Source organism: Streptomyces erythrochromogenes, from assembly GCF_036170895.1.
Taxonomy (GTDB): Bacteria; Actinomycetota; Actinomycetes; order Streptomycetales; family Streptomycetaceae; genus Streptomyces; species Streptomyces erythrochromogenes.
Genome location: NZ_CP108036.1, coordinates 4,787,627 through 4,813,829, shown reverse-complemented (window position 1 = coordinate 4,813,829; position 26,203 = coordinate 4,787,627). Strand labels below are relative to the sequence as shown.

Annotated in this window: 18 protein-coding genes, 1 tRNA gene and 1 pseudogene; 6 read left to right on the top strand and 14 right to left on the bottom strand. The window is 72.2% G+C overall.

Going from position 1 to position 26,203, the window contains the following annotated elements:
• Positions 1 to 69: 69 nt before the first annotated feature.
• Entirely contained in the window at positions 70 to 1,614 is a 1,545-nt protein-coding gene (locus OHA91_RS21960; RefSeq protein ID WP_031150588.1) for an MFS transporter, read from the bottom strand.
• 62 nt (positions 1,615 to 1,676) lie between these two features.
• Positions 1,677 to 2,408 (bottom strand): TetR/AcrR family transcriptional regulator, encoded by a 732-nt coding sequence (locus OHA91_RS21955; protein ID WP_031150585.1) that lies wholly within the window; start codon positions 2,406 to 2,408, stop codon positions 1,677 to 1,679.
• A gap of 276 nt (positions 2,409 to 2,684) precedes the next feature.
• On the opposite strand from OHA91_RS21955, the gene OHA91_RS21950 reads away from it, so the two are divergent.
• Positions 2,685 to 3,962, top strand: coding sequence for a M6 family metalloprotease domain-containing protein (locus OHA91_RS21950; protein ID WP_031150584.1), 1,278 nt, complete (start codon positions 2,685 to 2,687; stop codon positions 3,960 to 3,962).
• Between the two features lie 42 nt (positions 3,963 to 4,004).
• Here the strand turns inward: OHA91_RS21950 and OHA91_RS21945 are convergent, their stop codons facing one another.
• Both OHA91_RS21945 and OHA91_RS21940 read right to left on the bottom strand, forming a co-directional pair.
• Positions 4,005 to 4,778: a thioesterase II family protein gene (locus OHA91_RS21945; RefSeq protein WP_031150583.1), complete on the bottom strand. Its 774-nt coding sequence runs from the start codon at positions 4,776 to 4,778 to the stop codon at positions 4,005 to 4,007.
• Positions 4,775 to 5,713 (bottom strand): beta-ketoacyl-ACP synthase III, encoded by a 939-nt coding sequence (locus OHA91_RS21940; RefSeq protein WP_031150579.1) that lies wholly within the window; start codon positions 5,711 to 5,713, stop codon positions 4,775 to 4,777. Before OHA91_RS21940 ends, OHA91_RS21945 begins: the two co-directional genes overlap by 4 nt.
• Before the next feature lie 266 nt (positions 5,714 to 5,979).
• On the opposite strand from OHA91_RS21940, the gene OHA91_RS21935 reads away from it, so the two are divergent.
• The gene (locus OHA91_RS21935) at positions 5,980 to 7,620 is read left to right on the top strand and encodes a PKD domain-containing protein (RefSeq protein WP_328739808.1); all 1,641 of its coding nucleotides are present in this window, start codon (positions 5,980 to 5,982) and stop codon (positions 7,618 to 7,620) included.
• Positions 7,621 to 7,695: 75 nt separating this feature from the next.
• On the opposite strand, the gene OHA91_RS21930 is transcribed toward OHA91_RS21935, so the two are convergent.
• The 8 genes from OHA91_RS21930 to OHA91_RS21895 all read right to left on the bottom strand — a co-directional run bounded on the left by OHA91_RS21930 (position 7,696) and on the right by OHA91_RS21895 (position 19,330).
• Positions 7,696 to 8,985, bottom strand: coding sequence for a metallophosphoesterase (locus OHA91_RS21930; protein WP_266500556.1), 1,290 nt, complete (start codon positions 8,983 to 8,985; stop codon positions 7,696 to 7,698).
• Between the two features lie 27 nt (positions 8,986 to 9,012).
• Positions 9,013 to 11,310, bottom strand: coding sequence for an MMPL family transporter (locus tag OHA91_RS21925; protein ID WP_328739807.1), 2,298 nt, complete (start codon positions 11,308 to 11,310; stop codon positions 9,013 to 9,015).
• Between the two features lie 112 nt (positions 11,311 to 11,422).
• Positions 11,423 to 12,619, bottom strand: a complete 1,197-nt coding sequence (locus OHA91_RS21920) for an alpha/beta hydrolase (RefSeq protein WP_328739806.1) — start codon at positions 12,617 to 12,619, stop codon at positions 11,423 to 11,425.
• Positions 12,616 to 13,719, bottom strand: coding sequence for an NAD-dependent epimerase/dehydratase family protein (locus OHA91_RS21915; protein WP_328739805.1), 1,104 nt, complete (start codon positions 13,717 to 13,719; stop codon positions 12,616 to 12,618). The genes OHA91_RS21920 and OHA91_RS21915 overlap by 4 nt, the downstream gene beginning before the upstream one ends.
• A complete protein-coding gene (locus tag OHA91_RS21910) occupies positions 13,694 to 15,976 on the bottom strand; it encodes an MMPL family transporter (RefSeq protein WP_031150571.1) in 2,283 nt (760 codons plus the stop codon). The genes OHA91_RS21915 and OHA91_RS21910 overlap by 26 nt, the downstream gene beginning before the upstream one ends.
• Positions 15,976 to 17,676 (bottom strand): FAD-dependent monooxygenase, encoded by a 1,701-nt coding sequence (locus OHA91_RS21905; RefSeq protein WP_328739804.1) that lies wholly within the window; start codon positions 17,674 to 17,676, stop codon positions 15,976 to 15,978. Before OHA91_RS21905 ends, OHA91_RS21910 begins: the two co-directional genes overlap by 1 nt.
• A complete protein-coding gene (locus tag OHA91_RS21900) occupies positions 17,673 to 18,350 on the bottom strand; it encodes an HAD family hydrolase (RefSeq protein WP_328739803.1) in 678 nt (225 codons plus the stop codon). Before OHA91_RS21900 ends, OHA91_RS21905 begins: the two co-directional genes overlap by 4 nt.
• Positions 18,347 to 19,330 (bottom strand): ScbA/BarX family gamma-butyrolactone biosynthesis protein, encoded by a 984-nt coding sequence (locus OHA91_RS21895; protein ID WP_031150563.1) that lies wholly within the window; start codon positions 19,328 to 19,330, stop codon positions 18,347 to 18,349. The genes OHA91_RS21900 and OHA91_RS21895 overlap by 4 nt, the downstream gene beginning before the upstream one ends.
• A gap of 306 nt (positions 19,331 to 19,636) precedes the next feature.
• Here OHA91_RS21895 and OHA91_RS21890 point away from each other — a divergent pair, with 306 nt between their 5' ends.
• Complete coding sequence (locus OHA91_RS21890; RefSeq protein ID WP_266500539.1) at positions 19,637 to 20,491, top strand: AfsR/SARP family transcriptional regulator; 855 nt, start codon at positions 19,637 to 19,639, stop codon at positions 20,489 to 20,491.
• A 944-nt stretch (positions 20,492 to 21,435) separates the two neighbouring features.
• On the opposite strand, the pseudogene OHA91_RS21885 reads toward OHA91_RS21890, so the two are convergent.
• Positions 21,436 to 22,499: pseudogene (locus OHA91_RS21885) on the bottom strand (ATP-dependent DNA helicase); the annotation flags it as partial.
• 164 nt (positions 22,500 to 22,663) lie between these two features.
• Here OHA91_RS21885 and OHA91_RS21880 point away from each other — a divergent pair.
• The 3 genes from OHA91_RS21880 (at position 22,664) to OHA91_RS21870 (ending at position 24,897) form a co-directional block, all read left to right on the top strand.
• Complete coding sequence (locus tag OHA91_RS21880) at positions 22,664 to 23,347, top strand: hypothetical protein (RefSeq protein WP_031150557.1); 684 nt, start codon at positions 22,664 to 22,666, stop codon at positions 23,345 to 23,347.
• 396 nt (positions 23,348 to 23,743) lie between these two features.
• Positions 23,744 to 23,816 (top strand) — tRNA-Arg (locus OHA91_RS21875).
• Positions 23,817 to 24,048: 232 nt separating this feature from the next.
• Positions 24,049 to 24,897, top strand: a complete 849-nt coding sequence (locus OHA91_RS21870; protein ID WP_037632296.1) for a nitroreductase/quinone reductase family protein — start codon at positions 24,049 to 24,051, stop codon at positions 24,895 to 24,897.
• On the opposite strand, the gene OHA91_RS21865 is transcribed toward OHA91_RS21870, so the two are convergent.
• Positions 24,800 to 26,128: a sensor histidine kinase gene (locus tag OHA91_RS21865; RefSeq protein WP_078959288.1), complete on the bottom strand. Its 1,329-nt coding sequence runs from the start codon at positions 26,126 to 26,128 to the stop codon at positions 24,800 to 24,802. The two genes, OHA91_RS21870 and OHA91_RS21865, sit on opposite strands and share 98 nt — an antisense overlap.
• Positions 26,129 to 26,203: the final 75 nt, after the last annotated feature.

Below are 26,203 nucleotides of genomic sequence, written 5' to 3'. Positions count from 1 at the left end.
CTAACCCCGCTTGGTTCAAATTTGAACCAAGCGGGGTGTCCAGTCATTCCCGCGGGCCCGCGGCCCGGGTCAGTGGGCGATCACCGGGACCTTGATCCCGGCGTCCTCGGCGGAGCCGGAGCCGGAGCCCGAGGCCACCGGGTCGCCCGCACCCGGACGGCCGGTGTTGATCAGCGTCAGGGCGATGGCCGCGCTGGCGGCCAGGATGCCCACCGCCCACCAGATGGCGGAGGCGTAGCCCTCGACCATGGCCTGCGCCTGCACCAGCTGGGCCGCGGCCCCGCCGGCGGCGGCCTCGGCCGCGTGGTCGGTCAGGTACGCGGTGGTCGCCGAGGCGGCGATGGTGTTCAGCAGCGCCGTGCCGATGGCACCGCCGACCTGCTGCGAGGTGTTGACCATGGCGGAGGCGACACCGGCGTCGGCCGGGTCCACCCCGTGCGTGGACAGGGACATGGCCGGCATGAACGCCGTACCCATGCCGAGGCCGAGCAGCAGCTGCGCCGGCAGGATCAGCGCGGGGTACGAGGATCCGACCTCCAGCTGGGTCAGCAGCAGCATGCCGGCGGCGGCGACCAGGAAGCCCGGGCCCATCAGCAGGCGCGGTGCGACGCGGGTCATCAGGCGGGCGCCGATCTGGGTGGAGCCCAGGATCATGCCCGCGATCATCGGCAGGAAGGCGAAGCCGGTCTTGACGGGCGAGAAGCCCTTCACGACCTGGAGGTAGTAGGTGAGGAAGAGGAACAGGCCGAACATCGCGATGACGGCCAGGCCGAGCGAGAGGTAGACACCGCCGCGGTTGCGCTCCAGCAGGACGCGCAGCGGCAGCAGCGGGGACTTCACCTTGGACTCGACGAAGACGAACGCCGCCAGCAGGGCCGCCGAGGCGATGAACATGGCCACGGTGACCGCGTCCGACCAGCCGGCCGACTCGGCGCGGGTGAAGCCGTACACCAGGGCCACGAGACCGGTGGTGGACAGGACCACGCCGGGGATGTCCAGCGGGGCGCGGTTGCGGGAGCCGGCGGGCTCGCGGATGACCATCCAGGCACCCACGGCCGCGACGATCGCGAAGGGGATGTTGACGAAGAAGGTCCAGCGCCAGTTGAGGTACTCGGTGAGGAAGCCGCCCAGGATCAGGCCGACGGCGCCGCCGCCGCCCGCGATCGCGCCGTAGATGCCGAAGGCCTTGGCGCGCTCCTTGGCGTCGGTGAACATCACCGCGAGCAGGGAGAGGGCCGCCGGTGCGAGCAGTGCGCCGAAGGCACCCTGGAGGGCGCGGGCGCCGAGCATCATGGCCTCGCCGTTCGCGGCGCCGCCGAGCGCGGAGGCCAGGGCGAAGCCGATGAGACCGACGACGAAGGCGTTCTTGCGGCCCCACTTGTCGGCGATGCGGCCGCCGAAGAGGAGCAGTCCACCGAAGGCCAGCGCGTACGCGGTGATGACCCACTGGCGGTTGCCGTCGGAGATGCCGAGGTCGGTCTGGGCGGAGGGGAGGGCGATGTTCACGATGGTCGCGTCGAGGACGACCATCAGCTGGGCCAGGGCTATGAAGACGAGCGCCTTCCAGCGACTGGGATCGGCAGCCGACGGGAGTGTCGCGGCTGTTTTCGGCATGGGGGTACCCACTTCACTGTGCGGAATGACTGAAAAAGGCTAGTTCGTAAGCTTTGGCGGTGTCACACGGTTTTCAGCGTCAGGTCTTCCAAAGTGGCCGCCGAACCGGGCAGTTCGGAGCCGGCCGGAGCCCTCAGCCCGTCGAGGAAGAGCTGGAGATGACGGTGGGCGAAGCGGTCGGTGTCGAAGCAGGCCGTACCCGGGAGGGGGCGGCTGAGCTGGGAGAGGGCGACCATAAGGTCGCCGACGCCGATGTCCGCGCGGACCAGTCCGGCCTCCTGGCCGGCGGCCAGCAGGGTCTCGACGGCCTCCGCCAAGGCGGTGCGCGCCGCGAGGAGTTCGGGGTGGTCACGGTCGAAGCCGTCGGCGAGCATCGGGCACAGGGCGCCGATCCGCTCGTCGGCGGCGGCGTGCGTGAACCGGCACAGCGCGGCGAAGGCGTCGGGCTCCTCGGCCAGCGAGGCCTCGGCCGAGGCCGTGACCCGCTCCGTGGTGAAGAGCACGACGTGGTGGACGAGGGTGTCGCGGTCGGGGAAGTGCCGGTAGAGGGTGGCGTTGCCGATGCCCGCCCGGCGGGCCACCTCATCGAAGGGGGCCGCCGAGCCGAATTCGACGAAGGCCTCGCGGGCCGCCGCCAGGATCCGCTCGCGGTTGCGGACGGCGTCGGCGCGCGGGCGCGGTACGGGGCCGGCCCCGCCGGAAACGCCGGCCCGGCCGGCCTTCGGGGCCGCCAGGTCCACGGCTCCCGCCGGGGCGGACGGGGCCGCCGCGGCGGTCGTGGTGGGGCGCTTCATTCCGGTGCCTCCCTGGGGCGGTGACGAGCGGTTCGGGACGTAGGGGCCGGCTCGCCGAAACGGGGAACCGCTCCCCGCTTGGCGGGACTCACGTACAAACGGGGAACCGCTCCCCGGTTATTTCACTCCTGCGTGTGAACCGGGTCACGCTGTCGAGGGTGGCCCGTCACCGTTTGGCCTCTCCCGACGCGCGGGCGCGGCGCGCCCGGCGGAGGGTGAATCGCACAGGGCGCAGACCGGACAGGGCCGGCTGCCGCGGACCCGAAGGCGATCTCCATGACGCAGACCCGCCGCCGGATACGCAGACCACGCCTCACCGGCGCGTACATCGGACTGGCCGCGCTGGCGATCGGCGTCACGGCGACGGCGAGCACGGGAATATCCGGCCGCGGCCAGTCCGCTGCCGGGCCGGTGGCCACGACCGTCGAATCGGCGCTCGCGCCGTGCCGGATCGCCGGGACGATGGGCGTGCAGATGTCCGAGGGCATGCCGACCCCGCCCGGGTACTCGCGCTCGACGGGAGACGTCCGGGCGCTGAACCTGATGATCGACTTCCCCGACGCCAAGGGCGAGGGCACGGCCCTGGACCGGATGGCGGAGTTCTTCCCCCAGACCTCCGACTGGTTCCGTACGAGTTCCTACGGCCGGCTGGCCTACCGGGCCGAAGCCCCGATACGGACCTGGCTGCGGATGCCGATGCCCTTCGCGGCGTACGGGATCGAGCGCGGGTCCTCGTACGAGCCGGGCTACCGGCAGCTCGTCGAGCACATCGCCAAGGCCGCCGACTCCGAGGTGGACTTCAGCCGGTACGACCTGATCAACATCCTGGTCACGCCGAACGCCGGGCCGTCCGCTCTGGACACCGTCCTGTCGGTGACCTTCTCGGGCAACGGCGAGGCACCGATGGCCGACGGGGTGCCGCTGTCCAACACGTCCTTCGTCTACAGCCGGCAGGACGACGGCTCCGGAACCTACCGGGAGACCGGCTACCGGGTGCTCCCGCACGAGAACGGGCACGTCTTCGGACTGCCCGACCTCTACACCTCCGACGGCGGGAACACGGTCGGGCACTGGGACATCATGAGCGAGGACTGGGGTGCCAACAACGACCTGATGGGCTGGCACAAGTGGAAGCTGGGCTGGCTGGACAGCACGCAGATCTCCTGCGCGTCGAAGTCCGGCACCAGCGACCACGTACTGACCCCGCTGGCGTCGGAGGGCGGTATGAAGCTGGCCTTCGTCCCGCTGTCGGAGAGCGTCGGCTACGCCGTGGAGGTGCGGACGCGGGCCGGCAACGACGAGGCCGTCTGCAGGCCGGGCGTCCTCGTCTACAAGGTGGACTCCGACGTGGACACCGGGCACGGCCCCGTGACCGTGTCGGACAGCTCGAACGCGAGCGGCGGCTGCACCCGCCGGCCCAACGTGCACGCCGAACTGTCGGACGCGCCGTTCCGGCCGGGTGAGACCTTCACCGACGAGAAGGCCGGCATCAGCATCTCGGTGGTGGGCGAACTGCGCGACGGCAGCTACCAGGTCCGCATCATCCGCCCATAGCCCGTCGCTCCGTAGCCGGGGCAGGCACAGCACGGGCGCAGGTCAGTGCGCGAGGGCCTCGCGCAGGACGTCCACGACCGCGCCGCGGTGTGCGTCGGCGAGGAGGAAGAAGTGGTCGCCGTCGAAGCGGCGGACCCGGCAGGGCCCCGTCGTGTGGTCGGCCCAGCCGTCCAGCGGCTCGTGCGGGACCAGCGGATCGGCCGTACCCCCGATGACATGGAGGGGCACGTCGAGCCGTACGTCCTCGAAGCCGACGGCGGCCTCCCGGCTGAGGTCGATGTCGGCGCGCAGCACGCGCGTGACGTGGGCGAGCATCTCCGGATCCTGCATGACCCATTCCGGGGTGCCGCCGCCGTCCCGCAGCAGCCGGACGGCGTCCTCCTCACTGCTGGTGGCGTGGGCGCGGCGCCGGGTCCGGCCGGGTACCTGGCCGCTGACGACGGCGGCCCGGCAGTGCGGGCCGAGCAGGTGCGCGGTGCGGGCGGCGAGGAGCGCCCCGAGGCTGTGGCCGAAGACCACGGTGGGCAGCGGGTCCCGGCCGAGCACCTCGTCGGTGACGGAGTGCAGGACCTCGTCGAGGCGGCAGCCGGGGGCCTCGCCGAAGCGGCGCTCCCTGCCGGGCAGCGAGAGCCCGAGCACCTCGACGTCGTCGGGCAGTGGTTCGACGAGGGGGAAGAGGGTGTTGGGTCCGGCGCCGGAGTGCGGGAACACCAGCAGGCGCAGCCTGGGCGCGGCGGCCGGCTGGAGCCGCAGCTCCGGCCACCAGGGGGCGGGGGAAGAGGACTTCATCTCGGTCACGGCGTCCGTCCCGGTCACGGGCAGTGGATGATCTGGCCGGCGTAGGACAGGCCGCCGCCGAAGGCGAAGAGCAGCACGGGCGCCCCCTTCTCGATCTCGCCGCGCTCGATGAGCTTGGAGAGCGCGAGCGGGATGCTGGCGGCCGAGGTGTTGCCGGAGTCCACGACGTCCTTGGCGACGACGGCGTTGACCGCGCCGATCTTGCGGGCCAGCGGCTCGATGATCCGCAGGTTGGCCTGGTGCAGGACGACGCCGCCCAGGTCCTCGGGCTTGACCCCGGCCCGCTCGCACACCTCGAGCGCGACCTTCGGCAGGGCGGTGGTGGCCCAGCGGTACACCGACTGCCCCTCCTGGGAGAAGGTGTGGGACGGCGCCTCGATGCGTACGGCGTGCCCCATCTCGGGTACGGATCCCCACACCACCGGGCTGATCCGGGATTCCTCGGAGGCGGCCACGACGGCCGCTCCGGCCCCGTCACCGATGAGCACGCAGGTGGTGCGGTCGGTCCAGTCGGCGAAGTCCGTCAGCTTCTCCACGCCGATGACCAGGGCCTTCGTGGCGGAGCCGGTCCGGATGCTCTGGTCCGCCAGGGCCATCGCGTGCGGGAATCCGGAACAGGCCGTGTTCACGTCGATCGCGGCCGGAGCCTTGGCGCCGACGGCCGCCGCGACGCGAGCCGCCATGTTGGGAGAGCGGTCCTGCGCCGTGCAGGTGGCCACGATGACGAAATCTATGTCCTCGCCGGTCAGCCCCGCGTTGGCGAGGGCGTTCGCGGCGGCCTTCGCCGCCATGTCCGAAACCGACTCGTCCTCGGCGGCCACCCGGCGGGTCTTGATCCCGACCCGGCTCTGGATCCACTCGTCGCTGGTGTCGACCATCTGCTCCAGATCGGCGTTGGTCAGAACCTTCGCCGGCTGATAGTGCCCGAAGGCAAGGACGCGGGACCCGACCATCAGTGACTCTCCTCGCTCCATGGACCCTGCCCCGGATCCGGGTTGACCGGTGGTCAGCCTATGCACGGGCCGACCGAGCTCATATGACTTTCGAGGATCGCCGTCCGCGGAACTCGATCACATCCGGTGCAACCGCCACGCACGCCCCGTCGTCCCCATCGACAGTACGTTCACGCGTTTAGGAAATATGTTCCTTTTGACCGACTGATATGTGTAACCTGAACGCGCATCACTTTCTGAACTGGTTCAATAAAAAGGGGGGACCGGTGCAGCGTCACCGCGTCATGATTTCGGCTGCCGTCGTAGCGGCGGCCATCGGCTTCGTACCGACCGCGGCCCAGGCCGCAGACCAGCCCGCGGAGCGCACGGGGAGCGTCTCCGCCAAGATCGACTCGGCTACGGCCGCGGCGGCGAAGTCCGCTGTCTTCCGCAGCCCGGCCGAGCGCACGGTCCGCAAGTCCGCGGGCGCCTCGGCCGCCGCCGCGAAGGACAACCAGAGCCTCTCGGTCGGCCTGGAGGCGTCGGGCACCAGCGCGCACGGCATAAGCCTGGAGTCGCAGATCAACACCGGCGCCGGGTCCTCGGTCCGGGTCGACATCGACTGGGGCGACGGCAAGACCGACACCGAGCAGGTCACCAAGGCCAAGCTCCTGACCTCGAAGCACACCTTCGCCCAGGTCGGGAAGCACAAGGTCACGGTCACCCTGACCGACCAGAACAACAACGTGACCGCCACCAACAGCGTGGAGGTCCAGGCCCTGGGCTCCAAGTTCACCCCCCACGCCCCGACCCGGCTGCTCGACACCCGCAGCGGCATCGGCGGCAGCAACCGCCCGGTCACCCCGTACGGCGTGGCCCGCGTGAAGGTCGGCGGCAACAGCGGCATCCCGGACGGCGCGACCGCCGTGGCGCTCAACGTCACCGTCGTCAGCCCCCGTTCCGGCGGCCACATCACGGCCTACCCGTCGGGCACGGAGCAGCCGACCACCTCCAACGTCAACTTCACCGCGGGCCAGACCGTGCCGAACATGACGATCGTGCCGGTGGGCGCGGACGGCTACGTCGAGCTCGTCAACCGCAGCTACGGCGACGTGGACCTGCTCGCGGACGTCACCGGCTACTTCAGCGCCTCCGCCTCCGCCGGCGGCTACACCGCGCTGGAACCGACCCGCATCGTCGACAGCCGCTCGGGCCTCGGCACCTGGGGTCAGGTCGCCGGTCAGAGCCAGTTCCCCGTCCAGGTCGCCGGCCGCGGGGCGATCCCGTCCTCCAACGTCACGGCCGTCGCCCTCAACGTCACCGTCACCGGCCCTCGCGGCGCCGGCCACCTGACGGTCTTCCCGAGCGGGCAGCAGGCGCCCGGCACGTCGAACGTGAACTTCAGCGCCACCCAGACGATCGCGAACTCGGTGATCGTCCCGGTCGGCCCGGACGGCCAGATCAACGTCCGCAACGGCGCCTGGGACCCGGCCGACGTGGTCGTGGACGTCGTCGGCTACTACACGCCCAACGGCGGGGCCGCCTACCTGCCCGTGCTGCCGACGCGGCTGCACGACTCCCGCGAGTGGGACTGGCCGGTGGAGGGCCAGGACTACCGCTGGCTGCCGCTGGCGGACGGCAAGCCGAACAACACGGCGTACGTCCTGAACACGACGGTCACCAACACCCGCGGCAGCGGTCACCTCTCGGTCGCCCCGGACCCGAACACCTGGGCGCAGTACGAGAACGACACGTGGAAGCCGCCGACCCCGCCGAACTCCTCGAACCTGAACTGGACGAGGGGCGCGACCGTCCCGAACCTGGTCCAGGCGAGCACCGGCAAGACCGGCGTCATCGACTTCTGGAACCGGGGCTGGGAGCCCGCGGACCTCGTGGTCGACATGTTCGGCGTCTACCAGCAGAACTGATCCAACCGGGCGGACCGAGCCCTCACGACCGTGCCCCGGGAGCAGCCGCACAGGCTGTTCCCGGGGCACGGCCCGTTACGCGGGCAGCGGCGAGCGCAGCTCCAGCAGGGTGATCTCCGCCGGGGCGCCGACGCGGACCGGCGGGCCGAAGAAGCCGGCGCCGTTCGTCACGTACAGCTGCGTGTCCTCCACCCTGCCGAGCCCCGAGTTGACGGGGTTGACCAGCGAAGTGACCGCGGTCAGCGGGAACATCTGTCCGCCGTGGGTGTGTCCGGACAGCTGGAGGTCCACCCCGTGCCGGGCCGCCTCGTCGGCGAAGACCGGCTGGTGGGCGAGGAGGACGACCGGACGCGAGAGGTCGCGCCCGCCCAGGGCCTTGCCCAGGTCGGGTCCGCGGCCGAACTCCTCCCCCGCCAGGTCCTCGACGCCGGCCAGGTCGAGCCAGGCCCCGTTGTGCCGGATCTCCACGCGCTCGTTCACCAGCGGGCGGACCCCCACGTTGCGCATCTCGTCCAGCCAGTCCTCGACCCCGTCGTAGAGGTACTCGTGGTTCCCGGTGACGAAGAAGTTCCCGTACCGGGACTCCAGCGCCCTCAACGGGCGGGCCGCCGGTCCCAGCTGGGAGGCGGTGCCGTCGGCGAGGTCGCCGACGATCGTCACCAGGTCGGCCTGGAGCCCGTTGACCATACGGACGATCCGCTCGGTGTGGGCGCGCCCCAGCAGGGGGCCCAGGTGGATGTCGCTGACGACGGCGATCCGCAGGCCGGCCAGGCGCGGGTTCACCTTGGCGAGGGTGACCGGCACGCGCTTGACCAGCGGGTCGCCGAGCGCGGAGGACATGCCGTAGCCGACCGTGCCGAGGGCGGTGGCCCCGGCCACGGTGCCCACGGCCCGGCCGAGGAACAGGCGGCGGCCGAGCAGCCGTTGGTCTTCCTCCCCCGGCGCAGCGGGAGCCGCTTCGGCCGCAGCCGGCACGGCCGCGGCATCGGGAGCGGCGGCCGCCACGGGGACCCGTACCGGAGCCGGTTCGTCCTGCTGCCCGGCGTTCCGCCGCCACCTGCGCAGGAGCAGCGCCCGCGGCAGCTCCAGTACCGCGAGCACCATCAGCAGGTAGAGCAGTACGCCGATCAGGGTGTAGCCGGGCCATGCCAGGAACCGGCCGCCTCCCCCGTCCGAGGGGTCGAACAGCGGGGTGAGCATCCGCGTCCCGGGAGCGAGCAGCGCCGAGAGCACCACCCCCCAGGTCGCCAGCCGCCGGCCCGTCGTCCGGGGCTTCGTCGTGTCACGGACGAGCCGGATCCACAGGTAGTAGTGGACGGCGCCGGAGCCCGCCAGCATGAGCGCCCACAATCCGATTCCCAGCATGTGTCCCTCTCCCTCGGACCTGGTGGATCAGGAGCGGCCGGCGCGGACGCCGGCCCCTGCCGTGTCGGGGGCGGCGGCCGCGGGCTGCGCGGCCGGGGACGACTCGGAGATGCCGAAGCGGTCGTGGAAGGCGCGCAGCGGCGCCGGCGCCCACCAGTTGGCCTTGCCCGCGAGCCGCATCGAAACCGGTACGAGGACCGCGCGGATCAGGGTCGCGTCGAGGAGGATCACGACGACCATGCCGATGCCCAGCATCTTCAGGAAGACGATCTCGGAGGAGGCGTACGTGGCGAACGACGCGGCGAGGATCACCGCCGCCGAGGTGATCAGCGGCCCGCTGCGCTCCAGGCCGGCGGCCACGGCGCCCGCGTTGTCACCGGTGAGGTCGTACTCCTCCTTGATCCGGGACAGCATGAAGACCTCGTAGTCCATGGAGAGGCCGAAGGCCACGCAGAACATCAGGATCGGGATGCTGGGCTCGATGGAGCCGCTCGGCGTGAAGCCGAACAGGTCGGCCAGGTTGCCCTCCTGGAAGATCCACACGAGGACGCCGAACATCACGCCCATGCTCAGGGTGTTCAGGAACATGGCCTTGGCCGGGAGCAGCACGCTGCCGGTCATCAGGAACAGCACCAGGAAGGTGGTCACCAGGATCAGCCCGAAGACCAGCGGCAGCCGGTCGACCAGCTCGGCACGGAACTCGCTCAGCTCGGCCGGGTAGCCGCCGATCTTCACGGCGCCGGGCTCGGCACCCTTGGCGGCGACGGAGCGGATCTCGGAGTGGGCCCGGTCGATGTCCTGGGCGACGGTGCGGTGGGTGGCGACGACCGAGTACCAGGTGTCGCGCTCGCTCGCGAACCGGCGGGAGGCCTCGCCCGGTTCGGCGATCCTCTGCCCCTCGGCGTACGAGCCGGTGAGGGCGTCGACCTGGTGGATCCCGGCGATCCGGGACAGCTCGGCGGCGGTGGCGTCGATCGAGGAGCGGTTGGCGTCGGTCCCGGCCTGGCCGGTGCGCAGGACCTTGATCGCGCTCATCTCCTCGGCGGCGAAGTTGTCGAGGATCTGCTGCTGGACGACGCGGCTGGACACGTCCCGGGGCAGCACCTGCGCACCCGGCACGCCGAAGGTCAGGCCGAGCGTGGGCGAGGCCAGCCCGAGCAGCACCACCAGCGCGGGGATCCCGTAGAGCAGCGGGCGGCCCATCATGCGCAGCGCGGTGCGGTGCCACCAGCCCTGCTCGGGGCGGGTGCCGTCGTTCTTGCGCAGGACCTTCCGGCCGAGCCGGGCCAGGGCCGCGGGCAGGATCACGAGCGCGGCGAAGACCGAGGTCAGGACGGTGGCGACGCCGGCGTAGGCGAAGGAGCGCAGGAAGGGGAACGGGAAGAGCAGCAGGGCGGCCAGCGACAGGACCACGGTGAGACCGCTGAAGGCGACGGTGCGGCCGGCGTGGGCGACGGACTGCTCGACGGCGTCGGGGACGGTCCGCCCGGCCCGCAGCTCCTCGCGGAAGCGGTTGATGACGAAGAGGCTGTAGTCGACGCCGAGGCCGATGCCCATCACCAGGGCCAGGTTGGCGGCGAAGGTGGAGACGTCGGTGAGGTAGGTGACGCCGCGCATCAGCGCCAGCGTGGTGATCACCGAGAAGAGGCCCATGCCGAGGGTGAGGAAGGCGGCGGAGAAGCGGCGGTAGATCGCGAAGAGCAGGAGCAGGACGAGCGGGAAGACGATCATCTCCGCCCGCAGGAAGTCCTTGCGGGACTGCTCGGCGGCCTGCCGGAAGATCTCGTCACCGCCGCCGACCTGGACCTTGACCTGGGCGCCGTCGCGGGTGAAGGCCGGGGAGATGTCGGCGAGCCGGGTCCGTGCCTCGGTCACCGTGCCGGCCATGCGGGCGATGATCAGGGCCTGCTTGCCGTCGTTGCCGCGCATGACGGGCGAGTTGCCGCGCGACCAGTACGAGAAGACCTCGGCCACGCCGTCCTGGCCGGCCAGTTCCCGCTCCAGGGCGCGGCCCTCGCCGGCGACCGCGTCGCCGTCCACGGTGCCCTGCTTGGCGGTGACCATCAGCAGCACGCTGGGCGTGCCGGCCTCGAACTCCTTCTCCAGGAACGCCCGGGTGGTCACGGATTCGGAGCCGGGGGTCTCGAAGCGGCTCAGGACCAGGCGGTTCATGGTGCCGGCGGCCAGGACCAGGCCGAGGACGGCGAGGACCACGCCGGCCCAGACGACGAGCCGGGACCGGGCGGCGGTCACCCGTCCCCAGCGCTGGAGGGCCGGCGGACGGTCGTGGGGGTCGGGGCGGTCGGACGTGTGTGTACGGGGCATGGTCTGCTCTCTGGACGAAGGGGAGGTGTGTGTGGGGGCGGGGGACGGGGGTCGCCGGCGGCTCACGGGCCGTCGTCGGCGGTTCGCGGGCCGCGGTTCACGGGCGCGCGGTTCACAGGCCGCGGGCGTCGAGCCAGGCGTCGATCCGGTCGAATGTGGAGGCCGCGGAACGGGCCATCGTGGCGTAGTGGCCGGCGCCCGGAACGGTGACGAGCTCGGTCGGGGCACCGGTGAACAGCCGCTGGTGGGCCGCGCCTCCGGTGACGCGGGCGTCCTCGTCCCCGTAGACCAGCAGGACCGGGACCCTGATCGAGCCCAGGTGCTCCAGGTCGGTGAAGACGGAGTCGAGCTGTGAGCTCATGTCGCCGCACGGGTGCCGGTTCTGGTGCGGGGCGGCGGCGTCCATGACGCGCTGCTCGGTGTCGTGGAAGTTGCCCCGGCGGAACTGGTCCGGGCCGAGGTCGTAGTAGACGTAGCCGCTCGGGTCCGAGGGATCGCGGCTCGGCCGGCCGCCCGCCATGCAGCCCTGGAGGGCGGTGAAGAAGCGGGTGTTGGCCTCGGGGGTCAGGCCCCGGTCGGTCCAGTCCATGATCATCAGGCCGTCGACGGCGCCGAAGGAGTACGCCGCGATCTGGGCGACCTGGCCGCCGTTGGACTGTCCGGCCAGGGTGACCGTGTCGAAACCCTGGGCCGTGGCCGGGCCCTCGGCGGGCGTGCCGTCGAGGCTGTACGTCCCGGCCCGCAGCTGCTGCACGATCTGGTGCGCGATGTCGGCCTCGGCCCCGATGCAGGTGTCGAAGCCGTCGGGGCGGTCGCTGGCTCCGTAGCCGAGCCGGTCGATCGTGACGGAGGCGTGGCCGCGGACGGCGAGCTCCTCGGCGTAGTGGTAGCCGGGCACGTCGAGGCGCCAGTACCACTCTCCGGAGGCGATCCCGTGCTGGTAGAGGGTGACGGCCCGCTTCCCGCCCGCCCACACGGAGGCGGGTGCGGTCAGGTGGCCGCTGATCCGCTGGGTCGCACCGCTGGTGCGGCAACCTGCCTTGCTCCCATTGGTGTTGCGCACGGTGAAGCTGACCGGCACGTCCACGATGTGCCGGGCGGCGAGCCGCGCGGCGGTCTCCTTCGCGGCCGCCGCGGCCTCGGCCGGGGACGGCGGCACGGACACCGCCGCCGTGCCCGCCGCCGCGCCGCCGGACGCCGCTGCTCCGGCCGCCGGGGTGTCGGCCGCGGCGGTCATGGCCGCCGCCACCGGACTCGCCAGCAGCGCCACGGCCGCGCCCAGTACGGCGACCCGCTTGATGATGCTCATGCACTCCTCACCTTTCGTGTCAGCGCCGCCGAGGCGGGGGCCGGAAGCTGTCCCTGCGCCCGGTGCCAGGCGGCCTGGTCCGCGACGGTCTGTTCCAACGGGCGGAAACTCACGCCGAGTTCGCGCACGGCCCGGGCGGAGGAAACCCTCCGGTGGTGTCCTTCGAGGAGCGTGCGCATCCCGGTCCGGGTGGCGACCGGCGCCGCCCCGCAGGCCCTCGCCCGCCATTGCAGGACCGACGCGATCGTCATGGCCGCCGGCACGGGCAGCCTGCGCGGCACCGTCCCGGACCCGGTGGCGCGTACGACGGCCGCGCAGATCTCGTGCAGCGGGTACCAGCTGCCGCCCGCGATCCAGCGCCCGGCGCCGGCTTCCGGCGCGGCCGCCGCGACACAGACGGCGGCCACGTCGCGGGCGTCCACCAGGTGGTTGCCCGCCGTCGGCAGCGCCTTGATCCCGCCGCGCGCCACGGCCAGGAAGAGCCGGCCCGCGGAGGTGGGCCCGGCGTCGCCGGGCCCCCACATCCAGGCGGGCAGGACGAGCGGCACCCGCAGCCCGTAGCGCTCGCCGAAGCGGCGGGTCACCCGCTCCGCGCGGATCTTGCTGGCCCGGTAGTGGTTGCCCCGGGAGGGGTCCCCGTTGGGCGTGTCCTCGTCGGCGGGCGAGCGCCGGTCCCCGCCGCCGAGCACGGCGATGGAACTCGTCTGCACCACGGTGGGCACCTCGGCGTCCACCGCGGCCTTGAGCAGTTCCTCCACCGCGTCCACGTTGGTGCGGTACAGCAGCTCCAGGTCGGGTCCGGGCTGGTAGTACTCGCGGAAGTAGGCGGCCGTGTGGATCACCGCGTCCATCCCGCGCAGGGCGCCGGCGTAGCTGTCGATGTCGTTCACCTCCCCGGCGACCAGCCGCAGTTGCGGGCAGTTCGGCAGCAGCGTGCGGGCGCGCTCGACGTCGCGGACCACGGCCGTCACCTCGGACCCGGCGGCGAGCAGCCGGGCGACGACGGCGTGCCCGAGGAGCCCGGTGGCTCCGGTGACCATGACGGCGCCGGGCCCCGGTGGGCGCGGAGCCGGCTCAGAGGGCGGCGGGTTCTCGGTCATGCGAGGTCCTTTCGGGGCCGGCCGGGGAGTCCGGGGCGGAGGGCTGCGGCTCGGGATCGGTCCCCTCGCGCAGCCCGAGGCGGCGGTGCACGCGGCGCAGCGGGGCGGGGGCCCACCAGGTACGGGGGCCCAGCAGCGCCAACACCGCGGGGACCAGCAGCGTGCGGACGACGAGGGCGTCGACCAGGACGGCCAGGGCGACGCCGAGGCCGAGCATCTTGGTGTTCGTGATCCGGGACAGGCCGATGGAGACGAACACGACGCTGAGGACCACCGCGGCGGCGGTGATCAGCCCGCCGGTGCTGCGCATCCCGGCCAGGACGGCCGCGCGGTGGTCGCCGCCGCGGTCGTGGTGCTCCTTGATCCGGGCGACGAGGAACACGCCGTAGTCCATGGACAGGCCGAACGCCACGCAGAACATGAGGACGGGAAGGGTCGCCTCGATGTCGCCGGTCGCGGTGAAGCCGAGCGGCCCGGACAGCGCGCCCTCCTGGAATACCCAGACCACGGCGCCGAACATGGCGGTCAGGCTGAGCCCGTTGAGGAGGACCGTCAGCAGCGGCAGCACCGCGCTTCCGGTGAGCAGGAAGACCAGGACCAGCGTGCCGAGGAGGATCAGGGCGAGGGCGGGGATCAGGCCCCGTCCGATGGCGGCCTTGCTGTCGACCACCTCCGCCGCGGGACCGCCCACGGAGGCTCCGTCGGGCCCCGCCGCCGTGCGCAGGGCCCGTACGAGGTCCTGGTGGGCGGCCGAGGTCGCGGCCGTGTCGTCCTCGGCCACCACCGTGAGCAGGTCGTACCCGGCCGTCCGGCGTCCGGAGTCGGCGGGCGAGGGGACCTCGGTGAGCCGGCCGTCCCGGTAGGTGCCGGCCGAGGACTCGACGCGGGTCACCCCCGCGAGCGCGGACAGCTTCCCGGCGATCCGGCCGGTCCGCTCCTGCGCCTCGGCCGGGGCGGCCCCGCCGTCGCGCAGCAGGACCGGGACCGAGCCCTCGGGCAGGTCGTCGAAGTCGGTCCGCAGGGACTCCTGGGCGGCCCGCGACTGGCTCGACGCGGGCAGCTGACGGTGGTCGGCCGTGCCGAACCGCGCGTCCAGGAAGGGCAGGCCCAGCACCAGCAGCACCCCGGTCACCGCGGCGGTGACCAGTGGCGCGCGGCGCATCACCAGCCGCGTCACCCGTGCTCCGGGCACGGCTCCCTCCGCGGGCCCGCGCCGTAGCCGCCGCCGTCGCCGTACGGTCAGCGCGTCCACCCGGCGCCCCAGCAGGGCGAGCGCGGCGGGCAGTACCGTCAGCGCGGCGAGCGCCGAGACGAGCACCACGGTGATCCCCGCGTAGGCGAGGGAGCGCAGGAAGTACAGCGGGAAGACCAGCATGGCGGCCAGGGCCACCGCGACGGTCAGCGCCGAGAAGAGGACGGTCCGCCCGGCGGTGCGCACGGTGCGGGCCACCGCGTCCCCGGGTGCCGCGCCGGCGTCCAGTTCCTCGCGGAAACGGCGCACGATCAGCAGCGCGTAGTCGATGGCGAGGCCGAGCCCCAGCGCCGTGGTGAGGTTCTGCGCGAAGACCGACACCTCGGTGAATCCGGTGATGATCCGCAGGACGGCCCCCGTCGCGAGGACGGTGACGAGCCCGACCAGGACCGGCAGCGCCGCGGCCAGCACCCCGCCGAAGACCCAGACCAGGACGATCAGAGTGAGCGGCAGCGCGATCAGCTCGGAGCGGGCCAGGTCCTCGGCCACCGTGGACTGGATCTCGTCCCGCACGGCGAGCGGTCCGGTGATCCGGACCGTCAGTTCGCCCTGCCCGCCCCGGTACCGGGGCGCCAGCTCCTCCAGCGCGGCCCGGGCCCGGTCCTCGTCACCCACGATGCGGGCGGCGATCACGGCCTGCCGGCCGTCGTGCGAGCGCAGCTCGGCGAGGCCGGTCTGCCAGTAGGAGACCACGCCGACGACCGGCTTCTCGAAGGCGAGGCGTTCCGCGAGGCCGGCGCCCTGCGCGGCGAGCGCGCGGTCGTCGACCTGCCCGCCCTGCGGTACGGAGACCAGCAGGACCAGGTTGGGCTGCTGCTCGGGGTAGTGCGCCTCCAGCACGCGCTGCACGCGCGCCGATTCGGAGGCCGGGTCCGTCGTACCGCCGTTGCCGAGCCGGTCGGGCAGGTCCGCCCCGAGCAGGAGCGCGTCCAGGACCAGGACCAGGGCCGCGACCAGGAACAGCCACGGCCGGCGCACCACGTGCGCGCCGAGGAGCCTCAGCATCACGCCACGCTTTCCACGGCCGCGCCGAGCACGGACACCCCGGCCGCGAGCCGCATCAGGTCCCGGTGGGAGGACCAGGCGCCGACCGCCCCGTCGGGGCGCACGTAGACGACCAGCGGGCCCGCCTCGGCGATCGCGGTCAGCTTCCGGCCGATGTCGACGGCCCGGGCGTACGGCGCCGAGGCGTCGCTCCCGCCCCGGGGCCGGTGGTCGGTGAGCAGCAGGACGTCGGTCTGGGACCGTACGGTCGAGTGGGCCGCGAGCTCGGCGGCCTCCGCGGCGGTGCGCTCGCCCGCGCCGGCGCCGGCGCCGCCCGCATCGGCACCGCCCGCGCCCTGGAGCACCAGCAGGGTGTGCCGGCCGGTCGCGAGGAACTCGTGCAGCGAGGCGGCCGCGGTGCCGTGCAGCGGCTGCCAGGGGGTGTCGGGCAGCCGGACCCCGGGGCGGAGCAGCCCCGGCCCCTTGGTGGTGCGGCCGCCGCGGGAGCCGGTCCTCGGGAGCTCGCCGGGCACCGCGGGGCTCGACTCCAGACCGGGATCGAGCTGGGCCAGCTCCGGGACGATCCGGCGGTCCAGCGCGCCGGTGGCGGTGGCCACCTTCAGCAGGGTGTCGCGCAGGACCCGCTTGGGCCCCTGGCGCAGCATCCACAGCCGGGTCTGGCGGTCGGAGTTGCGCAGGGCGCGCAGGGCGGCGGGCCGCCGCTCGGCCTCGTAGCTGTCGAGCAGTGCCGGGTCCGCGCCGTTGATCACCGCGGCCAGCTTCCAGCCGAGGTTGAAGCCGTCCTGCACACCGGTGTTGAGGCCCTGTCCGCCCGCGGGGCTGTGGCAGTGGGCGGCGTCGCCGGCGAGGAGGACCGAGCCCTCGCGGAACTTCCCGGCGACCTTGGTGTGCACCCGGAAGGTGCTGCGCCACCAGGTGGATTGGAGCGTCCAGCCCTTCGGGCCGCGGGCCGTCAGCAGTTCCTGGAGTTCCTCGTCGGACAGCGGCCGCACCTCGCCGGTGGCGTCGCGGTCGAAGAAGACGCGGTGCCCGCCGCCGGGCAGCGGTACGACGACCAGCACGCCCTCCGGGGTGAGGTGGTACTGCGCCTCGTCCTCGGGCAGGCCGCCGGTGAACACGCCGTCGCCCAGCAGGAAGTCGCGTGCGTAGGTGCTGCCCTCGAAGGCGATGCCGGCGGCCGCGCGCACCGTGCTGTGGGTGCCGTCGGCGCCGACCAGCCAGCGCGGCGAGAAGGGCGCCGGGGAGCCCGTACCGGGGACGGAGAGGGTGACCGAGACGTTGGAGGGGGTGGAGCCGGTGACGCGGGCCGCGGCGAGCTCGGTGTTCCATTCGACGTTCCCGCCGAGCTTGAGCAGCCGGTCGTAGAGCACGCCCTCGGTCACCGACTGCGGTACGCACAGCGGGCGCGGGAAGGCCGTGTCGGCGAGCGCGCCGAAGCGGACGCCGCCGGTGCGCCTGCCGCCGGACCAGTAGGAGGCGCCGGACAGCGGCAGCGAGCGTTTCTCCAGGGAGTCCGCGACGTCGATGCGGCGCAGCACTTCGAGGGCGCCGCTCCACAGGATCAGCGCCTTGGGTTCGCTGGCCGGCCCGTTCCTGCGGTCGATCACGCGGGCGTCCACCCCGTGCTGGAGCAGGGTGCAGGCCGTGGTGAGGCCGGTGGGGCCGGCGCCCACGATCAGCACGGTGTCGGTCTGCGTCATACGAGGCTCCTGCCGTAGGCGCCGCCCCGGGACCGGAGCAGGGCCACGATCTGGTCGACCGCCTCGTCGGTGGTGGTGAAGTGGACGGCGAGCATGCCGAGGTCCGAGGCGGCCTGGCAGTTCTCGTCCAGGTCGTCGAGGAAGAGGCACTCGTGCGCCGTCGCGGGCAGCCGCTCCAGCAGCCGCCGGTAGATCAGCGGATCGGGCTTGCGCACCCCCTCCTCCGAGGAGTCGACGACGGCGTCGAACAGTTCGTCCACGGGAAGTTGGGCGCGCCAGCGCGGCCCCCACTCCTTGACGTTGTTGGTCAGCAGGGCGGTCCGGTAGCCGCTCTGGCGCAGTTCGCGCAGGAAGCGGACCAGCCGCTCGTTGACGGTCCGGGCGCGGAACCACACCTCGCCGAACGGCTCGTCGCCGAGCAGGTCGGCGTACGTCCGGCCGCCGGGCAGTTCGGCGAGCACCCGCTCGACCATCTCGGTCTCGGTGCAGCGGGCGGTCTCCAGGTCGGCCATGGGGCTGCTGCCGTGGCGCCGCGCCGCGCGGGCGAAGGCCTCCTGGAGCTCGGGCAGCGCAACGTCCACAGCGCGGGCGAAGGCCGCGAAGGTCTCGATCAGCGGGTTGGTCAGGACACCGCCGTAGTCGACGACCACGGTGGTGATGGGGCGGAACGTCACTGGGCCACCTCGAGGCGGAACGCGGCGACGACCCGGCCCTGCTGGAGGACGTCCACGACGACCGGGACGACCAGGGTGCGCAGCGAGTCCTTGAGGCGGAACTGCTCGACGCGGGCCACGGCGCGGGTCTGCAGGTCGAGTTCGGCGAACTCGTGGAACTGCGCGTCCATCGCGGTCACCTGCAGTCCGGTCGCCGAGATGGCGTGCAGCGAGGACACGGAGGCGGCGGCCAGCTGGCGGGCGGCCTCCAGCAGGAGGTTGCCGGGCACGTGGTCGAGCTGGTGGTCGAAGAGGTGGGGGTGGGTGGTGTCGGAGAGCACGGTGGCGGCGAACGCGCTCTCCCCGGCGGCGAGGGGCTGGGTGATCACCACGTTGTACGGGTCGCGGCGGCCGACCGAGGCGGGGGCGGCGGCCACGTGGGTGGGGAGGGCGCCGAGGGTGTCCGCGAGCGTGCTGCGGCGGCGGTCGCGCAGCGCGTGGTAGACGCCGCGGGTGAAGAAGGCCAGGCCGCCGCTGCAGCGGAGGGCTTCCTTGCCGTCGATGGCGAGCGTGCCGGAGAAGTCGATGGCCTGCACCCGGCCGTTGCGCTTGCGCTGCGGCAGGACCGTGAGCGTGGCGACGGCGCGGGCCGGCCGGTCGCCGGTGCGCAGGGCGGAGCGGTCCCGCACCTCGGTCTGCAGGTGGCGGAAGATGAAGGACTCGTCCAGCGCGACGTCCTCGTAGGCGTGCGCGAGGAACACGCCCGCCTGACGCAGCATCTCGATGAGCAGGAGGAAGTCGTGGGTGCCCGACTGCTCGCCCATGATGTGGGCGCGCGGCAGCTGGGCCGCGACCTCGTAGGTGTCGGCCCGATCCGGTACGCGGCGGGAATCGGTCAGGAAGACCTCGGCGATCGCGGCGCGGTGGACCATGGCCCGCGGGACGGTGCTGTCGAATCTGAGAGCGGAACGGAGCTCGTCCTGCTGCGCTGGACCTGTCATCGTTTTCTCCAAAGAGCGAGAGCGGGGACGCTCTCACCTTGGAGTACGTGGTTTGACGAGCCGCTGGAACGATCGCTGACCGGCCGCGGCGGCATTCTCGTCCCAGGTGCATGGCTGGCGCACGGATCTCAACCAGCGGACAACGTCAAGATGTCAGGGGGTGTGATCCCCCTCTCATTTGATCTCCAAATGGCGCGAACCAGTCGGTAATACCTAGCCTTACCGTGGCCTTACTCGGGGGGAAGAATGAGTGGTGTGCTGCTGCGTGAGCGCGGCTTCTACGGGGACGACAGGGGTACTTCACACTTGCGTTTCCGACTGCTGGGACCGCTCCAGGTCAACAGGGGAGCGAAGACACTGGAGTTGGGGCCGCCGAAACAACGGGCCCTGCTGGCCGTGCTGTTGCTGAGACCTGGCCTGGAGACGGGCGTCGACCAGCTGATCGAGTCACTCTGGGGGGAGGACTATCCGGCCTACGCGAAGAACCTGATCCAGAAGTCCGTCTCGGGCCTGCGCGGCCTGCTGACCGCGTTGGACGGCGACGGCCCCGGCGTCACGCTGGAATGGTCGGGCGGCGGCTACCGGATGGACGTCGGCGCCTCGGAGGTGGACCTCTACACGTACGAACAGCTGGCTGCGGCCGGCATCGCGGCGGCCCGCAAGGGCGAGATCATGCAGGCGGTCAAGCTGCTGGAGGAGGCCCGGACGATGTCCACGGGCCCTCTCGTGGAGGGCCTGGAGGGGCCCATGCTGGACCGCGAGCGGCTCTACCGCCAGGAGCGCTTCCTGGCGGACATGGAGGTGCGCGCGGAACTGGAACTGGAACTGGGCCGGCACCGCAACGCCGTCCCGTACCTGCACTACGCCGTGCACAAATACCCGCTGCGCGAGCGCTTCCTGTGGCTGCTGATGCTCGCGCTCTACCGCTCGGACCGCGGCAACGAGGCGCTGACGACGTACGCCGTGCAGCGCGCCCGGGTCGTCGGGGAACTCGGCGTGGAACCCGGCCCGGCCCTGCGCGCGCTGCACGCGCGGCTGCTGCTCCAGGACCCGCAGCTGATGGTCATGTCGGCGCTGCGCCAGGACAGCGGCGCCGCGGAGGACGAGATCGCCACGCCGATGGCGATCCCCCCGCTGGCCCGCCGCGGCCCCTTCGGCTGACACCGGAGAACAACTCCGCCCCGGCCCCCTCTACGGGGACCGGGGCGGGGCCACGCCGAACCACAGGGGAATCGGGGCGACCTCGGCCAACCTGATCCGCAAGGCTGCCAGCGGTCACCAGGCGGTCTCCGCCGGGGCCCCGCCCGCCTTCGTAGGGCTTGACGGAAATCCCAAAGTGCCAGGTCAGAGGATCACTGCGGAAGCCGTCGAAAACGCTCTGCTCCCCTCCTCGGATGGCTCAGCACATCACTGCAGCTCAGAGGCCTATCGAGCAGGACCTCATGCGCTGGTACGCCGACACCCTGAGCGGAGTGGTGAGCCATGCGGCCGAGGTCGACGCCGCTGCCGTACGCGCTTTGCGCGTCAGCCACGGCGCGGATCCGCACAACGCCGGCCATTCGACGTACACCTCCCTCGACCAGGAGATGCTCCCGCGAGCACTGAAACTGCCCGGGCTCGGCGAGGAGGCCAACACCAAACAGCGGAAGGAACTGCAGCGGCTCTGGCAGTCACTCGGGCCAGAGGCCCGGGCCCAGCTGTGGACCAAGCACCGGGACGACCTCCTGGCGGCCGGCCTGCTCCGGCCTCAGGTCAAGCAGGTCGCCGCGGACGACGGCGCTGGACGGTACGACGTCGAATCGCCAGGGATATCGGACTACTGGAAGGAGATCCAGGCCAACGGGATCTCGAACTCGGGCGACTCCATGGGCAAGACCGACGCGGCCCGGCACATGGATCACTACCTCAAAGGCACCGGCAGGACGCTCGACCTGGACGTCGACCGCATGCTGGCCGACGACCCGGCCCTGCGGGACCAGGTGGCGCGGATCCGCGCCACGGAGCAGGACGAGTGGCGGCGCCAGGCACTGGAGGCCTTCGAGAAGTCAGGCGGCAAGCCTGTGGCCATCCCCGTGGAATCCGGCAGCAGCGGATACGAACACGAACGTGCCGGCCTGTCCGCGGCGCGGTGCGACATCGGCGAGCTCTTGGAGAAGCCGGTCGACGAACAGGCCGCGGAAGCGGTCCCGCCGCTCCCGGAAGGGCCCGTCGCCGGCGTGAGCCTGGTCGAGGAGGGCGAGGACCTCGGACTTCGGCACGCGGAGGGTCGTACTGCCGGCGGTGACGACGACCCCGGGCTCGTCGCCCTCGTAGGAGGGGGCGACGGTGAGGGCGTCGAGGGCCTCGGGGCGGTAGTCGCTCTCGACCCGGCGCCGCAGTACGGCCGCCATGCCTTCGCCAGACGAGCCTTCGGCGAGTCCACACCGAGGATCTCGCCCTCCCACAGCCGGTCCAGCTGGACGGCGTTGACATCCCGGGTGCCGAGGGTGGGGAGGACCTGGCCGACGTAGTCGAGGAACCGCTGGTGGGGGCCGATGACGAGGATGTCCTGGGCTTTGAAGTGCTCGTTGTTGACGAGCCAGGTCACCCGGTGGAGACCGACCGCCGACTTGCCGGTACCAGGCCCGCCCTGCACGACGAGGATGTCCGAGGGCGAGCCGGTGACCAGATCCATCTGGTCACGGCGGATGGTCTCGACGATGTCCCTCATCCGACCGCCGCGCGATCGCTGGAGCTCCTGGAGCAGGAAGTCGTCCGGCTGGAGGGCCTTACGCCGCTGCCGTCGTACGACATCGCCGGGCGTGGGGGCCGACGTACGTTCCGGGGCGGGGGACGCGTCCGCATCCTCCGCCGTGCTGTCGTCGGCGGCCCGGCGGGGCACCGGTACGTCGGCGGACTCGGGTACGGGTACGGCCTCGGGAGCGGGTGCCGGCGGGGAGATCTCGTCGAAGTAGCCCTCGACGATCCGCTGTACGCAGCGGAGCTGCCGGCGCAGGACCACCTCGCCCGGGCTCTCGGGCCGGGTCTCGATCCAGGTCTTCGCCTGGGGGCTGGTCCACAGCAGGACAACCGGATCGTTGTCGCTGTCCTTCACCCCACGGCGCCCGATGTACCACGGTCGGGGCTCTCCGCCCGGGTCCTCCGGGGCGTCGACGCGGGAGAAGACCAGCGCCTCGTCGCCCAGTCCCCCGTAGGCCTCGGCCCGCGCCTCCGCTTCGGTTCTTCGCCTCCGGACGCGACACCGGCTACTGGACCCGTGTCATCCTCAGCTTCGCCCACGTCGCCGGCGGCGAGTACGAAGACGAAGCGGCCATCGCCGTACGCCAGTTCCGCATGCTGAAGGACGCACTGCCCCACTGCATGGGCGTCGTCTACGACGGAGCCTTCCGCGGTGTCCACCGCGACGCCCTCGCCCGGACCGGCCTATTGGCCATCAACAAGCAGCACGGATCCGTCGCCCCCGTCTTCTACGAACGCATCAGCCCCTGCCGAAGCGGCCACGAGCTCTGGTGCGACCAAGGCCGCATCGCCGAGAGCATCCGCATCGACGACGGCACCCGCATCCTCGAACCCCTCCCCATCACCAAACTCGAGCACCGTGCCGGAGCCGCCAAGAGCCGCTGGTACCACGTCCTCAAGATCCCCTGCCGCCACGGCGACCACGACTACCGCGTCCCCGTCGGCATCACCACCACCCCCGCCGACCGGTCACTGCGCTCCGCAGACACCGGCAAGCGCATCAAGAGCGACAGTGAACGCGGCTTCCACCGAGCCGAATACCTCCAGCAGATCCCCGAGGCCAGCCTCACCCACCAACTCCTCTACCCCTACCGCGCCGACTCCGATTCCGTACACAGCCAATTCGACCAGAGCCTCTGGAACCGCCGCATGATCGCCTACGGCGTGGATCGCCAGAAGATCTTCGTCCTCGGCTTCGCCCTCTCCCAGAACGCCACCAGCCACCAGATCCACCTTCAAGCCCGCAGCAACGCCCAACAGGTCCTCCGCATCGCCTGACACCCCTCGACCCCACGACGGCCGCGCCCACCCCAGGGCGCGGCCGTCGCTCCGTTAAGGCCCCGTCCATGGCAAGCGGAACAGAACGGACGCTCCAGCAGCCTGCCCACACCCGTGCAGCACCCCCGGCCTCCCCACCCACCACCCCAGACGCTCAGAAACCCCAGGTCACGACGACGCCTTCACCTCAGGCCCACTCCCACGGCAATCCATGCGACCACTCCCAGCACGATCCGCTAGGCTGTCAGCGGTCAGACGACTCCCAGGCGTGTGCTCGGGAAAGTGTCCGCGAGGGCATCTCCGCTCGAGTGTGTGCACGTCATCTGACCAGCTTGTTTGTCGAGGCAGCTCGTGCGATCCCTCTGGGGTTTCCGGCAACGTTTCCGACAAGCCCCCGCCTTCGTAGCTCAGGGGATAGAGCACGGCTCTCCTAAAGCCGGTGTCGCAGGTTCGAATCCTGCCGAGGGCACAGTCGAGGACCCCCCGCCGCAAAACGGCTGGGGGTCCTCTTCGCGTTGTGGTTGTATTGCGCCCGTGTCGCGTGACGCCGCCTACTGAGATGTGGGCCGGGCGGTGGTTGGGCAGGCACCCGCTTGTGAAGGACCGGGCCCATGGGCACATACGCCACCGGCTACGGGTGATCTCCCCCGGTTGTAACGCTGCCGTCGCACGCATACACACCGTGAGGAGATCCACACTCCGTGTCATCTTTCAACCAGAACGTCATCGAGGAATTCCGGGCCAACGCCGGCAAGGTCGGCGGCCCCTTCGAAGGGGCTCAGCTGCTCCTTCTCACCACCACCGGCGCCCGGTCGGGGAAGCCGCACACCGTCCCCCTCGGGTTCCTGCGCGACGGCGGCACGCCGCTCGTCGTCGCCTCCGCCGCCGGGGCCGACCGGCACCCGGCCTGGTACCACAACCTCCTCGCACGCCCCCTCGTACAGGTCGAGACCGGGACCGAGGAGTACGAGGCCGTCGCCGTGCCCGCCGCGGGCGCGCGGCGCGACGAGCTGTTCGCGCAGGTCGTCCGCGCGGAGCCCGGCTACGGGGAGTACCAGGGGCGCACCGCGCGGGTGATCCCCGTCGTGGCCCTCCAGCGCACGCACGAGGTCCCAGACGAGGAGGGCGGGATCGCCGGGAAGCTGCTCTCCGTGCACGGCTGGCTGCGGGCGCAGCTGGTCCTCGTACGGGAGCTCGCGGGAGATCGCGTACGGGAGGGCGGGGCGGCCTCGCTCGGGCTGCAACTGCGCCAGCACTGCCTGGCGTTCTGCCACACCCTGGAGTTCCACCACCGCAGCGAGGACGCGGGGCTCTTCCCGTACCTGGAGCAACAGCACCCGCACATGCGGGAGTTCTTCCGGCGCATCGGCGCCGAGCACGCCGTCATCGCGCGGCTGCAGGAGGAGCTGGTACGGGCCCTGGACGCGCCCGGTGACGGCGCCGGCGAAGGGTTCAGCGACCGCGTCGAGCGCATGAGCCGGGAGCTGGAGTCCCATCTCGACGGGGAAGAAGCGCAGTTGCTGCCGGTGCTGCGGGCTCTGGAAGGGTGACGCGGGCCTCGGCGCCGCCCTCCGCCCGGTTGCGGAAGGCGAGCGTGGCGCCGAGGACCCGCGCCTGGCCGACGGCGATGGTCAGGCCCAGCCCGTGGCCCTTGCTCGTGCCCTCCGTACGGAACCGCTGCGGGCCGGTCGTGATCAGGTACTCCGGATAGCCCGGCCCCGCATCGGTCACCGTCACGGTCGGACCGTCCACCGTGACCGTGACCGGGGCGGCGCCGTGGCTGTGCGCGTTGGCCACGAGGTTGCCCAGGATCCGCTCCAGGCGGCGCCGGTCCGTCTCCACCCGCGGGGAGGCGACCACCGCCAGGGCCGTGTCGGTGCCGGACGCGCGGATCGTGCGGGCCGCCAGGTCGGCGAGGTCGTGCGAGTCCAGCTCCACGCGCTCGCTGCGGGTGTCCAGGCGGGAGATCTCCAGCAGGTCCTCGGTGAGCGAGCGCATCGCCTGCACCCGGTCCCGTACGAGCTCGGCCGGGCGGCCCGGCGGCAGGAGCTCGGCAGCCGCGTTCAGGCCGGTCAGCGGGGTGCGGAGCTCGTGGGCGACGTCCGCCGTGAACCGCTGCTCCGCCTCCAGCTTGCGCTGGAGCGACGAGGCCATGGTGTCCAGGGCCCGGGAGACCGCCGCCACCTCGTCCTTGGTGCGCGCCTTGTCGCCGACCCGGGCGTCCAGGTCGCCGGCGCTGATCCGGCGGGCCACCTGCGCGGTCACGTGCAGGCGCCGGGTGATCCGCGTGACGCCGAGCGCGCCGATGAGGAGGGTGACGCCGATGGCCAGACCCGAGGAGCCGAGGATGGCACGGTCGAGGTTGGCGATGGTCCGCTCGGCCACGCGGAAGTCCACGGACACGGCGATCGCGGTGCCGTCCTCGGCGGGCGCGGCCGCCCACATCACCGGGCGCCCGCGGTACCGGCCGACCGCCGTGCCGCGCTTGCCGTCGAGCGCCAGGGCGTGCAGCTCCGGGGGCAGGTCCGCGGGGTCGATGCCCTCGCCCCGGGGCAGGCGCGCGCCGGTCTCGTACCCCTGGACGGTCCGCTCCAGCTTGACGAGCGCCTTCTCGCGCGCCGTGCCGACGGTCTGGCGGGTCATCGCGCCGTGCACGAGGCAGCCGAGCAGCGCGGCGAGCCCGCAGCACATCAGGGTGATGAAGACCGTGGCCTTCCAGGTCAGGGTCGAGGTCCAGGCGGGCAGCCGCAGGCTCGGCCGCAGCCGCGCTCTGCGCTGCATCTCGTTCATGGTCTGGTCACGGTAATGCGCCCGCCGGGGCGGGCGAGCGGCGGGATCCGGCCGGATCCCGCGAGA

Coding starts and splice junctions, on each gene's coding strand:
- OHA91_RS21960 (WP_031150588.1), bottom strand. CDS start 1,614: ATGCCGAAAACAGCCGCGACACTCCCGTCGGCTGCCGATCCCAGTCGC.
- OHA91_RS21955 (WP_031150585.1), bottom strand. CDS start 2,408: ATGAAGCGCCCCACCACGACCGCCGCGGCGGCCCCGTCCGCCCCGGCG.
- OHA91_RS21950 (WP_031150584.1), top strand. CDS start 2,685: ATGACGCAGACCCGCCGCCGGATACGCAGACCACGCCTCACCGGCGCG.
- OHA91_RS21940 (WP_031150579.1), bottom strand. CDS start 5,713: ATGGTCGGGTCCCGCGTCCTTGCCTTCGGGCACTATCAGCCGGCGAAG.
- OHA91_RS21930 (WP_266500556.1), bottom strand. CDS start 8,985: ATGCTGGGAATCGGATTGTGGGCGCTCATGCTGGCGGGCTCCGGCGCC.
- OHA91_RS21925 (WP_328739807.1), bottom strand. CDS start 11,310: ATGCCCCGTACACACACGTCCGACCGCCCCGACCCCCACGACCGTCCG.
- OHA91_RS21920 (WP_328739806.1), bottom strand. CDS start 12,619: ATGAGCATCATCAAGCGGGTCGCCGTACTGGGCGCGGCCGTGGCGCTG.
- OHA91_RS21915 (WP_328739805.1), bottom strand. CDS start 13,719: ATGACCGAGAACCCGCCGCCCTCTGAGCCGGCTCCGCGCCCACCGGGG.
- OHA91_RS21910 (WP_031150571.1), bottom strand. CDS start 15,976: ATGCTGAGGCTCCTCGGCGCGCACGTGGTGCGCCGGCCGTGGCTGTTC.
- OHA91_RS21905 (WP_328739804.1), bottom strand. CDS start 17,676: ATGACGCAGACCGACACCGTGCTGATCGTGGGCGCCGGCCCCACCGGC.
- OHA91_RS21895 (WP_031150563.1), bottom strand. CDS start 19,330: ATGACAGGTCCAGCGCAGCAGGACGAGCTCCGTTCCGCTCTCAGATTC.
- OHA91_RS21880 (WP_031150557.1), top strand. CDS start 22,664: ATGCTGAAGGACGCACTGCCCCACTGCATGGGCGTCGTCTACGACGGA.
- OHA91_RS21865 (WP_078959288.1), bottom strand. CDS start 26,128: ATGCAGCGCAGAGCGCGGCTGCGGCCGAGCCTGCGGCTGCCCGCCTGG.